The sequence below is a fragment of the Aquaspirillum sp. LM1 genome, assembly GCF_002002905.1.
Lineage (GTDB): Bacteria > Pseudomonadota > Gammaproteobacteria > Burkholderiales > Aquaspirillaceae > Rivihabitans.
Window position 1 is genome coordinate 774,351 of the sequence record NZ_CP019509.1, and the last position, 14,528, is coordinate 788,878.

The following is a 14,528-nucleotide window of genomic DNA, read 5'->3' on the forward strand; positions in this document are numbered from 1 at the left end:
CAAACGGGCATCTGCAGCCAGATTCTCGCCGCCATGAGTGGCGAAAACGGCAAATCAACACGGAAGGTTCGGGGCCGCCTGGCCCCGATGTATGTCAACCTCAGGTGTCTTGTTTCATCAAGGAAGCGCTATGCAGAAGAAACGACCAAAACACCTTGATATCGGTCAAATCAGACTGCCGGTTCCCGGCATTGTCTCGATCCTGCACCGGATCTCGGGTGTTGCCCTGTTCTTTTCCCTCCCTCTCTTTATTTATCTGCTGTCCGGCTCGCTGAGTTCTGAAGCGGATTTCGACACCTACCGGGCCGTCGTTTCGCATCCGCTGATGAAGCTTGTGCTGATTGGCCTGTTGTGGGCGTTCCTGCACCACCTGTGTGCCGGCATCCGTTTCCTGCTGCTTGACGTCCACAAGGGCCTTGAGCTGGAAACCGCCCGCGCCACGGCCAAGGCCACGCTGGTGGTGAGCATCGCATTGACCCTGCTGATCGGAGGTATGCTGTGGTAAACCGCATCGTTGTTGGCGCCCATTACGGCCTGCGCGACTGGATCATGCAGCGTGTGACTGCCGTCATCATGGCTGTCTATACCGTGGGCATCGTGCTGGCCCTGCTGGCCATTCCCGGCACGCATGAAGGCTGGAAGGCATTCTTTGCCTGTACCGCTGTTCGTGTGGTCACCCAGGTGACGCTGCTGGCTGTGTTTGCCCACGTCTGGGTTGGCATGCGCGACCTGTGGATGGACTATATCAAGCCGGTTGGTCTGCGCCTGACCATGCACATGTTCACCCTTGTCTGGCTGGTGGGCACCTTTGTTTACTCGGTTAAAGTCGTGTGGGGTATGTAATGAGCGTCCCAGTTCGTCGTTTTGACGCAGTGATCGTGGGCGGCGGCGGTGCCGGCCTGCGCGCGGCGCTGCAGTTGTCCGAAGCGGGTCTGAAGACCGCTGTCCTCTCCAAAGTATTCCCGACCCGCTCGCACACGGTGGCAGCTCAGGGCGGTATTTCCGCCTCGCTGGGCAATGTGCAGGAAGACCGTTGGGACTGGCACATGTACGATACCGTCAAGGGTTCCGACTGGCTCGGCGACCAGGACGCGATCGAATTCATGTGTCGCAAGGCCCCGGAAGCGGTGATCGAGCTGGAACACTTCGGCATGCCGTTTGACCGTCTGGAAAACGGCAAGATCTACCAGCGCCCGTTTGGCGGCCACATGGCCGACTTTGGCAAGACCCCGGTGCAGCGCGCCTGTGCGGCGGCTGACCGTACCGGTCACGCCATGCTGCACACCCTGTACCAGCGCAATGTGCGCGCCAATACCCAGTTCTTTGTCGAATGGATGGCGCTGGACCTGATTCGCGACGCCGATGGCGACGTGGTCGGCGTGACCGCGCTGGAAATGGAAACCGGCGAAATCTCCATCCTGCATGCCAAGGCTGTGCTGTTTGCCACTGGCGGTGCCGGGCGTATTTTTGCCGCTTCGACCAATGCCTTCATCAATACCGGCGACGGCCTGGGCATGACGGCCCGCGCTGGCATTCCGCTGGAAGACATGGAGTTCTGGCAGTTCCACCCGACCGGCGTGGCCGGCGCTGGCGTGCTGATTACCGAAGGCGTGCGTGGTGAAGGCGGGATTCTGCTCAACTGCAATGGCGAACGCTTCATGGAACGCTACGCACCGAACGCCAAGGATCTGGCTTCGCGCGACGTGGTGTCCCGCGCCATGGCGGTGGAAATCTACGAAGGTCGCGGCTGCGGCAAGAACAAGGACCATGTGTTGCTGAAGCTGGACCATCTCGGCCCGGAAATCATCAACCATCGTCTGCCGGGCATTCGCGAAATCGCCATCAAATTTGCTGGCGTGGACCCGATCAAGGAACCGATCCCGGTGGTGCCGACCTGCCACTACCAGATGGGCGGCATTCCGACCAACTACAAGGGCGAAGTGGTCTCGCCCAAGGGCGACAACCCGGAAGACCGTGTCAACGGCTTCTACGCCGCTGGCGAATGCGCCTGCGCCTCGGTGCACGGTGCCAACCGTCTGGGCACCAATTCGCTGCTCGATCTGGTGGTGTTTGGCAAGTCGGCTGGCGAAAGCATGGTGGAGTTCATCCGCAGCGAACGCCCGGATCACAAGCCGCTGCCGGCCAACGCCGCTGATTTCTCGCTGGCCCGGGTTGCCCGTCTGGAAAACCAGACCGGTGGCGAAGAAGTGGCCGACGTGCGCAACGCCATGCAGCAAGTGGTGCAGCGTCACGCTGGCGTGTTCCGCACCCAGGAAGTGCTGGCCGAAGGCGTCAAGCAGATCAAGGACGTGGCCGAGCGCGTCAAGCGCACCCAGATCAAGGACAAGTCCCAGGTCTGGAACACCGCCCGCATCGAAGCGCTGGAAATGGACAACCTGATCGAAGTGGCGCTGGCTACCCTGATCTCCGCCGAAGCGCGCAAGGAATCCCGTGGTGCCCACGCCCGCGATGACTACCCGGATCGCGACGACGAAACCTGGATGAAGCACACGATGTACTCGCGCGAGGGCTTCAAGCTCACCTACAAGCCGGTGCATAACCAGCCGCTGACGGTGGATTACATCGCCCCGCAGAAACGCGTGTACTAAGGAGTTGTCGAACATGGAAAAAATGCGTTTCTCCCTTTACCGCTACAACCCGGACAAGGATGACAAGCCGTACATGCAGGACATCGAGGTGGAAGTCGATCCCACCGACGTGAAACTGCTGGATGCGCTGGTCAAACTCAAGGCTGTGGACGACACCCTGTCTTTCCGTCGTTCCTGCCGCGAAGGGATTTGCGGTTCCGATGCCATGAACATCAACGGCAAGAACGGCCTGGCCTGCGTGACCGACCTGCGCAGCCTGAAGCAGCCGATTGCCCTGCGTCCGCTGCCCGGCCTGCCGGTGATCCGCGACCTGATCGTGGACATGACCCAGTTCTTCAAGCAGTACCACTCGATCAAGCCTTACGTGGTGAACGACACCCCGGCACCGGAGCGCGAGCGCCTGCAATCGCCGGAAGACCGTCTGGAGCTGGACGGCCTGTACGAGTGCATCCTGTGCGCCTGCTGCTCGACCTCCTGCCCGTCGTTCTGGTGGAATCCGGACAAATTCGTTGGCCCGGCTGGCCTGCTCGCTGCGTATCGCTTCATTGCCGATACCCGCGACACCATCACCAGCGAACGTCTGGACAACCTGGAAGACCCGTACCGCCTGTTCCGTTGCCACACCATCATGAACTGCGTTGATGTGTGCCCGAAGGGTCTGAACCCGACCAAGGCAATCGGCAAGATCAAGGACCTGATGGTCCGCCGCGCCGTATGAGTGACAACGGACAACCGTTCGATGAAATCGAGCTCAAGCGCATGCGCTGGCGTTCCCGGCGCGGGCTGCTTGAACTCGATATCGTGATCGGGCGCTTCCTCGACCGTGACTTTGACACGCTGAGCATTGACGAGCTGCACGCCTACCGTGAGCTGCTGACGTGGGAAGACACCGATCTGCACGATCTGGTGAATGGCAAAGTTGACGTGGATGCCCCGCATTTGCAGTCGGTGATCAACCGCTTGCGTCGCGCGTAAAGAAGACGCCCCGTCCGTGTGGTGCGGACAGGGGCGCCGTTAAAACCCTACCTGGGAGTATTGCTGTGGAAACGAATCGCAAAGTCACCCTTTCCTACGACGAAGGAAAAACCCTCGAGATGCCGGTGATGTCCGGCACCCTGGGCCCGGACGTCGTTGACATCCGGACTTTCGCCAAGACCGGCATGTTCACCTTTGACCCTGGCTTCCTGGCAACTGCCGCCTGCGAATCCAGCATCACTTTCATTGATGGTGATATCGGTCAGCTGTACTACCGTGGTTACCCGATCGAGCAACTGGCCGAGCACTCCGACTTCCTGGAAAGCTGCTACCTGCTGCTGAACGGCGAACTGCCGACCGCCGAGCAGTTTGCTGAATTCAACCGCAAGATCATGCGCCACAACATGCTGAACGACCAGATCATGTCGTTCTTCAAGGGCTTCCGCCGCGACGCCCACCCGATGGCCGTGATGGTGGGTGTGGTTGGCGCGCTGTCCGCCTTCTACCACGATTCGCTGGACATCAACGACCCGCACCACCGCGAAGTGTCGGCACACCGCCTGATTGCCAAGGTGCCGAACATCGCCGCCCAGGCTTATCGCTACAACAAGGGCCTGCCGTTCAGCTACCCGAAGAACGGCCTGACCTACTCCGAGAACTTCCTGCACATGATGTTCTCCACCCCGTGCGAAGAGTACAAGGTGAACAAGGTGCTGGCCAAGGCGCTGGATCGCATCTTCATCCTGCACGCCGACCACGAACAGAACGCCTCCACCTCGACCGTGCGTCTGGCCGGTTCGTCGGGTGCCAACCCGTTTGCATGTATTGCCGCCGGTATCGCCTGCCTGTGGGGCCCGTCCCACGGCGGTGCCAACGAAGCCGTGCTGAAAATGCTGGATGAAATCGGTTCGGTGGACAAGGTGCCGGCCTTCATGGAAGGCGTGAAAGCCAAGACCCACAAGCTGATGGGCTTTGGTCACCGCGTGTACAAGAACTTCGACCCGCGCGCCAAGATCATGAAGGAAACCTGCGACGAAGTGCTGAACGAACTGGGTCTGCGCGATGATCCGAAGTTCCAGCTGGCGATGAAGCTGGAAGAAATCGCCCTGAGCGACCCGTACTTCATCGAGCGCAAGCTGTACCCGAACGTGGACTTCTACTCCGGCATCGTGCTGTCTGCCATTGGTATCCCGGTGTCGATGTTCACCCCGATCTTCGCCCTGGCCCGCACCGTGGGCTGGATCAGCCACTGGACCGAAATGATCTCCGATCCGGGCATGAAGATTGGCCGTCCGCGTCAGCTGTACACCGGCTCGCCGCGTCGCGACTATGAGCAAGTGCAAAATCGCGGCTGATACACCCAGCCATACCGGAACGCAGTGCCTGTCAGTTGCGACGGATGGTGCGTTCCACGCGGTGCCTGGCACCGCATGTATTCCGCCCCGCCAGGGGCAGATGGCCGGCAGCGCAGGCTGCCGGTCCTTACCAGCTGCAGTAAAACAATAAAAATGAGGCACGAAACGCTCTCGGGCGCCGGCTGCCCTGATAATTGAGACAACGCCGGCGTGCCCCAGGACGCGGATCGTACCCGCTGCACGGGCAGTCAACAAAGGGTCGACCACATATCATGATGCAAACCTTGCAAAGCCATTCCTACCTGTTTGGTGGGAATGCACCGTTTATTGAGGAACTGTACGAGCAGTACCTCGCTGATGCCAACGCCGTGTCGGGCGAATGGCGCGACTACTTCGACAAGCTCCAGCAGCAGCTGGGCGGGTCGGTGCGCGATGTGCCGCACCAGCCGATTCAGGAGTCGTTCATCCAGCTGGCCAAGCAGCCGCGCAGCAGCGTCGCCCCGAGCGCCGCCGCCGATGGTGCCTCGCTGCAAAAGCAAGTGGGCGTGCTCAAGCTGATCTCCGCTTACCGCGTGCTGGGTTCGCGCTGGGCCAATCTGGACCCGCTCAAGCGCATGGACCAATCCCCGGTGCGCGAACTCGACCCGGCCACCCATGGCCTGGCTGACGCCGACATGGCCGTGCAATTCAACACCGGCTCGCTGGTCGGCCAGCAGAAAAAGCTGCCGCTGTCCGAGCTGCTGAAAAACCTCAAGCAAACGTACTGCGGCAATATTGGCCTGGAGTACATGCACATCACCAACTCCGAACAGAAGCACTGGATCATGCAGCGCTTCGAGGCGGATCTGTCTACCCCGAATTTCAGCAAGGAAGCCAAAAAGCGCATCCTCAAGCAAGTGACTGCCGCTGAAACGCTGGAACGCTACCTGCACACCAAATACGTCGGCCAGAAGCGCTTCTCGCTGGAAGGCGGCGAATCAATGATTGCCGCGCTGGACAACCTGATCCAGAACTCCTCGGCAGTCGGCGTGCAGGAAATCATCATCGGCATGGCCCACCGTGGCCGGCTGAACGTGCTGGTCAACACCCTGGGCAAGCTGCCGCGCGACCTGTTCGCCGAATTCGAAGGCCGCCCGGCGGTGGAACTGCCGTCCGGCGACGTGAAATACCACATGGGCTTCTCCACCGACATCCCGACCGCCAATGGCCCGGTGCATGTGTCGCTGGCGTTCAACCCGTCGCACCTGGAAATCGTCAACCCGGTGGTGGAAGGGTCGGTACGTGCCCGTCAGCAGCGCCGTCACGACACCGAGCGCCGTCAGGTGGTGCCGGTACTGATTCATGGTGACGCCGCCTTTGGTGGCCTGGGCGTCAACCAGGGCACCTTCAACCTGTCGGGTACCCGTGGCTACGGCACTGGTGGCACCATCCATCTGGTGGTCAACAACCAGGTGGGCTTCACCACCTCCGATACCCGCGACATGCGCTCCACGCTGTATTGCACCGACGTGGCCAAGATGGTGGAAGCCCCGATCTTCCACGTCAACGGCGACGATCCGGAAGCCGTCTGCTACGTGATGCAGGCCGCGATGGACTTCCGCATGCAGTTCAAGCGCGATGTGGTGATCGACCTTGTCTGCTTCCGGAAACTGGGCCACAACGAGGGCGACGACCCGATGCTGACCCAGCCGATGATGTACAAGAAAATCGCCAAGCATCCGGGGGTGCGCGCCAAGTACGCCGAGCGTCTGGTGGCCGAGGGTGTGGTGCCGGCAGATGAAGCCGAAGGGCTGATTCGCGCCTACCGCGACGCGCTGGACAAGGGCGAGCACGTTGAACAGACCGTGCTGACCAACTACACCCGCTCGCACAAACTCGACTGGACGCCGTTCCTGGGCACCCATTGGGCACACCCGACCGACACCACCTTGCCGGCCAACGACCTCAAGCGTCTGGCAGAAAAAGCCACCACCGTGCCGGAAGGCTTCAAGCTGCACCCGACCGTGGACAAGGTGCTGGCCGCCCGTCGCGCCATGGGCGCTGGCGAGCAGCCGGTGGACTGGGGCATGGCGGAAATCCTGGCCTACGCCTCGCTGGTGGAAAACGGCTACGGCGTGCGCATCTCCGGCGAAGACTCGGGCCGTGGCACCTTCAGCCATCGCCACGCCGTGCTGCACGACCAGAACCGCGAACGCTGGGACCAGGGCAACTATGTGCCGCTGCGTCACCTGTCGGAAAACCAGGCTGAGTTCCTGGTGATCGACTCGATCCTGAACGAAGAAGCGGTGCTGGCCTACGAATACGGCTATGCCTGCTCGGCACCGGATCAGCTGGTGATCTGGGAAGCCCAGTTTGGCGACTTTGCCAACGGTGCCCAGGTGGCGATTGACCAGTTCATCGTTTCTGGCGAAACCAAGTGGGGCCGTCTGTGCGGCCTGACCATGATCCTGCCGCACGGCTACGATGGCCAGGGCCCGGAACACTCGTCCGCCCGTGTCGAACGCTACCTGCAGCTGTGCGCCGAGCACAACATCCAGGTGGTGATGCCGTCCACCGCCGCGCAGATGTTCCACATGCTGCGCCGTCAGGTGCTGCGCCCGTATCGCAAGCCGCTGGTGATCATGCTGTCCAAGCGTCTGCTGCGCCTGAAGGATTCGCTGTCGCCGCTGGCCGACCTGACTTCCAGCAGCTTCAAGCCGGTGATTGGCGACACCACCGACCTGGACGCCAAGAAGGTCAAGCGCGTGGTGGTGTGCGCCGGTCAGGTGTACTACGACCTGTTCAATGCCCGCAAGGAAGCCGGCAACGACGAAGTGGCGATTGTGCGCCTGGAACAGCTCTACCCGTTCCCGACCGAACAACTGGCCGCCGAACTGGCCAAGTACCCGCATGCCCGCGAACTGATGTGGGCGCAGGAAGAGCCGAAAAACCAGGGGGCGTGGTACCAGATCCGCCACCGTCTGGAAAAACTGCTCAGCGGCAAGCAAACCCTGCAGTTTGCCGGTCGTCCGTCGTCGGCCTCGCCAGCCGTCGGCTATATGTCCAAGCACGTGGCCCAGCTCAAGGCGCTGCTGGCCGAAGCGGTAGCCAAGTAAGCGGATGTGAACCCCGGTGCCGGAAGGCATCGGGGCGCTGTGCCCACCCCAATACAATGAAGGGCAGCCCACTGGCTGCCCAACGAGGAGACCCTCAATGCTGATCGAAATCAAAATCCCGGTGTTTGCCGAATCCGTGACCGAAGGCACCATCGCCGCCCTGCACAAAAAAGTGGGCGACGCCGTGGCGCGTGACGAAAACCTTGCCGACATCGAAACCGACAAGATCATGCTCGAACTGCCGGCTCCGCAAGCCGGTGTGCTGGTGGAACTCAGCGTGGCCGCTGGTGACACCGTAACCAGCCAGCAAATCATTGGCAAGATCGACACCGCCGCCAGCGTGGCTGCTGCCGCTGCGCCGGCTGCCGCTGCTGCCCCGGCAGTGGCCGAAGTGTCGGCCCAGGCCGGCAACAACGAAGTGCTGGCCATGCCGGCAGCCAAGAAACTGGCCGCTGAAGCCGGCGTGGATCTGTCGTCGGTGACGGGTTCCGGTCGTGATGGCCGGGTGCTGAAAGAAGACGTGGCCGCTGCCGCCAGCAAGCCGGCAGCCAAGCCGGCAGCTGCGCCGGTGGTGGTGGCAGTGGGCGAGCGTCCGGAACAGCGCGTGCCGATGACCCGCCTGCGCAAGGTGGTGGCCGAGCGTCTGGTGCAGTCGCAACAAACCAACGCCATTCTGACCACCTTCAACGAAGTCAACATGAAGCCGTTGATGGACCTGCGCAACCAGTACAAGGACAAGTTCGAAAAAGCCCACGGCGTCAAGCTGGGCTTCATGGGCTTCTTTGTGAAGGCTGCCGTGCACGCCCTGAAGAAATTCCCGATCCTGAACGCCTCGGTCGATGGCACCGACATCGTTTACCACGGTTACTTCGACATCGGCGTGGCCGTGGGCAGCCCGCGCGGCCTGGTGGTGCCGGTGATCCGTAACGCCGACCAGCTCAGCCTGGCCGACATCGAGAAGCAGATTGCCGACTTCGGCAAGCGCGCCCAGGAAGGCAAGCTGGGCCTGGACGAACTGACCGGCGGCACCTACACCATCTCCAATGGCGGCACCTTTGGCTCGATGATGTCCACCCCGATCATCAACCCGCCGCAATCGGCCATTCTCGGCATGCACGCCACCAAGGAACGTGCGGTGGTGGAAAACGGCCAGATCGTGGCCCGCCCGATGATGTACCTGGCTCAATCCTACGATCACCGCATCATCGATGGCCGCGAAGCCGTGATGAGCCTGGTGGCGATCAAGGACGTGATTGAAGATCCGGCCCGCCTGATCCTCGACCTGTAATTTTCGTCACGGCGCACCGGCCCAGCCGGCGGGTGCGCCGTTGCCGTCTCTGCCTGTTTTCAGGAGTATCTCGAATGAGCCAAAGTTTTGACGTCGCCGTCATCGGCGGTGGCCCCGGCGGTTATGTGGCGGCCATCCGCGCTGCCCAGCTGGGTTTCAGCACCGTATGTGTGGACGCCTTCAAGAACCCGCAGGGCAAGCCCAGCCTGGGCGGCACCTGCCTGAACGTCGGTTGCATCCCGTCCAAGGCGCTGTTGCAATCCTCGGAAAACTACCACGCCGTTCAGCACGATTTTGCCGATCATGGCATTACCGTGGCCAACACCCAGATCGACATCGGCAAGATGCTCGAACGCAAAAACGGCATCATCACCAAAAACGCTGCCGGCATTGCCTTCCTGTTCAAGAAGAACAAAGTGACCAATGTGCATGGCCTGGGCAAGCTGGTGGGTCGCCAGAACGAAAAATGGCTGATTGAAGTCAGCGAAGGCGGCGAAACCCAGCAGATCGAAGCCACCCATGTGATCGTCGCCACCGGCTCCAACCCGCGCCCGCTGCCGGGCGTGGAAGTGGACAATGTTCGCGTGCTGGACAATGCCGGCGCACTGGCGCTGGATCAGATCCCGGCCCGCCTGGGCGTGATCGGCGCGGGCGTGATCGGCCTGGAAATGGGCAGCGTATGGAAGCGCCTGGGCGCTGAAGTCACCGTGCTGGAAGCCCTGCCCACCTTCCTGGCTGCCGTGGACGAGCAAATCGCCAAGGAAGCGCACAAGTACCTGACCAAAGACACCGGTCTGGTGATCCACAACGGGGTGAAGATCGGCTCGATTGAAAACGGTGCCGACGCCGTCACCGTCAAGTACGAACTCAACGGTGAAGCACAGGAACTGGTGGTGGACAAGCTGATTGTCGCCATTGGCCGCGTGCCCAACACCGCCGGCCTGAACGCCGAAGGCGTGGGCCTGCAGATCGACGAACGCGGCTTTATCGTGGTGGACGACCACTGCCACACCAACCTGCCCAATGTCTGGGCCATTGGCGACGTGGTGCGCGGCCCGATGCTGGCGCACAAGGCCAGCGATGAAGGCGTGGCCGTGGCCGAGCGCATTGCCGGCCAGAAGCCGCATCTGGACTTCAACACCATCCCGTGGGTGATCTACACCCACCCGGAAATTGCCTGGGTAGGCAAGACCGAACAGCAACTGAAGGCCGAAGGCGTCGATTACAAAAAAGGCACCTCCGGTTTTGCCGCCAATGGTCGCGCCCTGGGTCTGGGCATGACACAGGGCACGGTGAAGGTGCTGGCCTGCGCCAAGACCGACCGCATCCTGGGCGTACACATCATCGGCCCGATGGCTTCCGAACTGGTGGCCGAAGCCGTGGCGGCGATGGAATTCTCCGCCAGCAGCGAAGACCTTGCCCGCATCGTCCATGCCCACCCGAGCCTGTCGGAAGTGGTGCATGAAGCTTGCCTGGCCGCTGACAAGCGCGCCCTGCACGGCTGATGATTTTTCAGTGGGCCACGCGGAATTGCCCGCATGGCCCACACCTCGCCCCTGAAAAAAAGAGAGACAGACACATGAACCTGCACGAATACCAAGCAAAAGAATTGCTGGCCAAATACGGCCTGCCGGTGCAACAAGGCGTCCTCGCCACCAACGGCGAAGAAGCTGCCGCTGCTTTCGACAAGCTGGGCGGCAAGTTTGCCGTGATCAAGGCCCAGGTGCATGCCGGTGGTCGCGGCAAGGCCGGCGGCGTGAAAGTGGTGAAGAGCCGCGAAGAAGCTGCTGACATCACCAATGGCCTGATCGGCAAGAACCTGGTGACCTACCAGACCGACGCCAATGGTCAGCCGGTAAACAGCGTGCTGGTATGCGAAGACATGTACCCGGTACAGCGCGAACTGTACCTGGGTGCCGTGGTAGACCGCTCGTCGCGCCGCGTGACCTTCATGGCTTCCACCGAAGGCGGCGTGGAAATCGAAGAAGTTGCTCACAACACCCCGGAAAAAATCCTGAAAGTCACCGTCGATCCGCTGGTTGGCCTGCAGCCGTTCCAGGCGCGTGACGTGGCGTTCCAGCTGGGTCTGGAAGGCAAGCAGATTGGCGAATTCGTCAAGCTGATGACCGGCGCGTACAACGCCTTTGTGGAAAACGATTTCGCCCTGTTCGAAATCAACCCGCTGGCCATCCGTGGCGATGGCAGCCTGGCCTGCGTGGACGCCAAGGTTGGCATCGACTCCAACGCCCTGTATCGCCTGCCGGCTGTGGCCGCCCTGCGCGACAAGTCGCAGGAAAACGAACGTGAACTGAAGGCCAGCGAGTTCGAACTGAACTACGTGGCACTGGAAGGCAATATCGGTTGCATGGTGAACGGTGCCGGTCTGGCCATGGCCACCATGGACATCATCAAGCTCAAGGGTGGCCAGCCGGCCAACTTCCTGGACGTGGGCGGTGGTGCCACCAAGGCACGCGTGATCGAAGCGTTCAAGCTGATTCTGGCCGACCCGTCGGTGCAAGGCGTGCTGATCAACATCTTCGGTGGCATCGTGCGTTGCGACATGATTGCCGAAGCCATTATTGCCGCCGTCAAGGAAGTGAACGTGACCGTGCCGGTGGTGGTGCGCCTGGAAGGCAACAACGCCGAAGCCGGTGCCAAGCTGCTGGATGAATCCGGCCTCAAGCTGACCTCGGCACAAGGCCTGAATGACGCCGCCGAGAAAATCGTCGCTGCCGTCAACGGTTAATGCGGAGCGAGGCCAACGGCGACGGGCGTGCGCCGCATCAAGCCTCCTCCTGAATGACACGCCTGACACCCAATTTGAGGTTACACAATGAGCGTACTCGTTAATAAAGACACCAAAGTCCTCGTTCAAGGCTTTACCGGCAAGAACGGCACCTTCCACTCCGAACAGGCGCTGGCCTACGGCACCCAGGTGGTAGGCGGCGTGACCCCGGGCAAGGGCGGCAGCCAGCATCTGGGCCTGCCGGTGTTCAACACCATGCGCGAAGCCGTGCGTGAAACCCAGGCTGACGCCTCGGTGATCTACGTGCCGGCACCGTTTGTGCTGGATTCCATCGTTGAAGCCGTGGACGCCGGCATCAAGCTGATCGTCACCATCACTGAAGGCGTGCCGACCATCGACATGCTCAAGGCCAAGCGCTACATCGAGCAAACCGGCGGCGTGCGCCTGATTGGCCCGAACTGCCCCGGCATCATCACCCCGGGCGAATGCAAGATCGGCATCATGCCGGGTCACATCCACAAGCCGGGCAAGATCGGCATCGTGTCGCGCTCCGGCACCCTGACCTACGAAGCTGTGGCGCAAACCACCGCTGCCGGCCTGGGCCAGTCCACCTGCATCGGCATCGGCGGCGACCCGATTCCGGGCACCAGCCACATCGACGCGCTGGAACTGTTCCAGAACGACCCGGCCACCGAAGCCATCATCATGATCGGTGAAATCGGCGGCACCGCCGAAGAAGAAGCCGCTGAATTTGCCAAGTCCAATGTGACCAAGCCGATCGTCGGCTACATCGCTGGCGTGACCGCACCGAAGGGCAAGCGCATGGGCCATGCAGGTGCCATCATCTCCGGTGGCAAAGGCACCGCAGAAGAAAAGTTTGCCGCCTTCGACCGCGCCGGCATCCGCTACACCCGCAGCCCGGCAGAACTGGGCAGCACCCTGGTGGCCCTGCTGAAAGAAAAAGGCATGCTGTAAGCCTGCGCGACTGCCGGCTATGGCCGGCATCACGCCAGAGTGAAAAAAGCCACCCGATATCGGGTAGCTTTTTTCATGGGTGCGCCTGGGAGGTTCCGCCCAGGTATGGCCTAGATGGCGTTACCTTTTGACATCCTCCCCCGCCTAAAGTCGGGGGATTCCTACGGCGCTCATCCCGGCATCGAGCTGGCATAAATCGCTTCGGCGGGTTCCTGCTGCTGGCGGCATGACTGCACCGCTCACTTCACAGGCGATCCGGGCTGCGGTTTCCCGCCCGGCGGAAGCATCCGCCGTGTCCTGCCCTTCGTCTCGCAATCGTTGCATCCCGCGAGACAGGATGTTGATCGCGCCGACCAGATCGGCGTTTTCCTCGAAACCGCATTCCACACACTGAAACCGTGCCTGCGTCTGGCGGTTGTCCGCCGACACATGGCCGCAGCACGGACAGGTGCGGCTGGTGTTCTGCGCCGGCACGGCGATGAGATGTCCGCCGTTCCACGCCAGCTTGTAGTCCAGTTGGCGACGGAATTCGAACCAGCCTTGATCGAGGATGGACTTGTTCAGGCCGGACTTGGCCCGAACCTGCTTCCCCGGCTTTTCGGGGCTGCCTGCTGCCGACTTGGACATGTTCCTCACCTGCAAGTCCTCGATACACACCATCGCGTGGTTTTGGCTGATCGTGGTGGAGCACTTGTGCAGGTAGTCGCGGCGGGCGTTGCCGATGCGGGAATGGATGCGCTGGACGCGGGTTTTCGCCTTCTTCCAGTTGCTGCTGAATTTGGTCTTGCGGCTCATGGCCTGCTGCGCGCGGCGCAAGGCCGTTTCATGCCGCTTGAAGCTGTTGAGCGGGGCATGGAACGTGCCGTCCGAGAGCGTGGCAAACCGTGCAATGCCCATGTCGATGCCGACTGCGCCACCCTGCGGGATGGGCTGCTCAATCTCGCGTTCGGTCTGGATGCTCACGAACCATTTGCCGCAAGACTGGCTCACGGTGATGTTCTTCACCGCACCCAATACTTCCCGGCTGTTGCGGTAGCGCAGCCATCCCAACTTGGGCAGGAACAGGCGGTTGTTGGCCTGATCAAGCTTGATCTGTTTTGGGTCGGGATAGCGGAAGCTGTTATGCTGCCCCTTCTTCTTGAAGCGCGGAAAATCAGCGCGTTTGGCGAAGAAGTTGGTGTAGGCCCGCTCCAAATCCTTGAGCGTCTGTTGCAAGGGATGAACCGGCGCATCGGCCAGCCACGGCGTTTCAGATCCATTGCGCCACTCGGTGAGCAGCTTGCACAGGCCCGCATAGCCCAGTTTCTTCTCTCCACGCTCGTAGCGTGCCTTCTGCAACGCCAGCGCCTTGTTGAACACGAACCGGCACGAGCCAGCGAAGCGGCGCATGTCGCGCTGCTGTTGGCCGGTCGGCATCAGTTCGTATTTGTAGGCTTGAAGGCGTTGCATACTGGTTTTTATACAGCCCACACCCATCGACGGCAA

Annotated in this window: 12 protein-coding genes; 11 read left to right on the plus strand and 1 reads right to left on the minus strand. The window is 61.5% G+C overall.

What is annotated here, in order from left to right:
- Positions 1-130 precede the first annotated feature (130 nt).
- The 11 genes from sdhC to sucD all read left to right on the plus strand — a co-directional run bounded on the left by sdhC (position 131) and on the right by sucD (position 13,043).
- On the plus strand, positions 131-505 hold the full coding sequence (gene sdhC, locus BXU06_RS03450; RefSeq protein WP_077296853.1) for a succinate dehydrogenase, cytochrome b556 subunit: 375 nt from the start codon (positions 131-133) through the stop codon (positions 503-505).
- Positions 499-843, plus strand: coding sequence for a succinate dehydrogenase, hydrophobic membrane anchor protein (sdhD, locus tag BXU06_RS03455; protein WP_077296855.1), 345 nt, complete (start codon positions 499-501; stop codon positions 841-843). The genes sdhC and sdhD overlap by 7 nt, the downstream gene beginning before the upstream one ends.
- Positions 843-2,609: a succinate dehydrogenase flavoprotein subunit gene (gene sdhA / locus BXU06_RS03460; protein ID WP_077296857.1), complete on the plus strand. Its 1,767-nt coding sequence runs from the start codon at positions 843-845 to the stop codon at positions 2,607-2,609. Before sdhD ends, sdhA begins: the two co-directional genes overlap by 1 nt.
- A gap of 13 nt (positions 2,610-2,622) precedes the next feature.
- The gene (locus BXU06_RS03465; protein ID WP_077296859.1) at positions 2,623-3,327 is read left to right on the plus strand and encodes a succinate dehydrogenase iron-sulfur subunit; all 705 of its coding nucleotides are present in this window, start codon (positions 2,623-2,625) and stop codon (positions 3,325-3,327) included.
- Entirely contained in the window at positions 3,324-3,584 is a 261-nt protein-coding gene (locus BXU06_RS03470; protein ID WP_077296860.1) for a succinate dehydrogenase assembly factor 2, read from the plus strand. Before BXU06_RS03465 ends, BXU06_RS03470 begins: the two co-directional genes overlap by 4 nt.
- A 65-nt stretch (positions 3,585-3,649) precedes the next feature.
- The gene (gene gltA, locus BXU06_RS03475; RefSeq protein WP_077296862.1) at positions 3,650-4,939 is read left to right on the plus strand and encodes a citrate synthase; all 1,290 of its coding nucleotides are present in this window, start codon (positions 3,650-3,652) and stop codon (positions 4,937-4,939) included.
- A gap of 272 nt (positions 4,940-5,211) precedes the next feature.
- Positions 5,212-8,034 carry a 2-oxoglutarate dehydrogenase E1 component gene (locus BXU06_RS03480; protein ID WP_077296864.1) on the plus strand — a complete coding sequence of 941 codons (2,823 nt, stop codon included), beginning with the start codon at positions 5,212-5,214 and terminating at the stop codon, positions 8,032-8,034.
- 97 nt (positions 8,035-8,131) lie between these two features.
- Complete coding sequence (gene odhB / locus BXU06_RS03485) at positions 8,132-9,322, plus strand: 2-oxoglutarate dehydrogenase complex dihydrolipoyllysine-residue succinyltransferase (RefSeq protein WP_077296866.1); 1,191 nt, start codon at positions 8,132-8,134, stop codon at positions 9,320-9,322.
- A 74-nt stretch (positions 9,323-9,396) separates the two neighbouring features.
- Positions 9,397-10,827, plus strand: coding sequence for a dihydrolipoyl dehydrogenase (gene lpdA, locus BXU06_RS03490; RefSeq protein WP_077296868.1), 1,431 nt, complete (start codon positions 9,397-9,399; stop codon positions 10,825-10,827).
- A gap of 74 nt (positions 10,828-10,901) precedes the next feature.
- Positions 10,902-12,068 carry an ADP-forming succinate--CoA ligase subunit beta gene (gene sucC, locus BXU06_RS03495; RefSeq protein WP_077296870.1) on the plus strand — a complete coding sequence of 389 codons (1,167 nt, stop codon included), beginning with the start codon at positions 10,902-10,904 and terminating at the stop codon, positions 12,066-12,068.
- Between the two features lie 87 nt (positions 12,069-12,155).
- Positions 12,156-13,043 (plus strand): succinate--CoA ligase subunit alpha, encoded by an 888-nt coding sequence (gene sucD, locus BXU06_RS03500; protein ID WP_077296872.1) that lies wholly within the window; start codon positions 12,156-12,158, stop codon positions 13,041-13,043.
- A gap of 144 nt (positions 13,044-13,187) precedes the next feature.
- On the opposite strand, the gene BXU06_RS03505 is transcribed toward sucD, so the two are convergent.
- Positions 13,188-14,492 (minus strand): RNA-guided endonuclease TnpB family protein, encoded by a 1,305-nt coding sequence (locus BXU06_RS03505; protein WP_077296874.1) that lies wholly within the window; start codon positions 14,490-14,492, stop codon positions 13,188-13,190.
- Between the last annotated feature and the right edge of the window lie 36 nt (positions 14,493-14,528).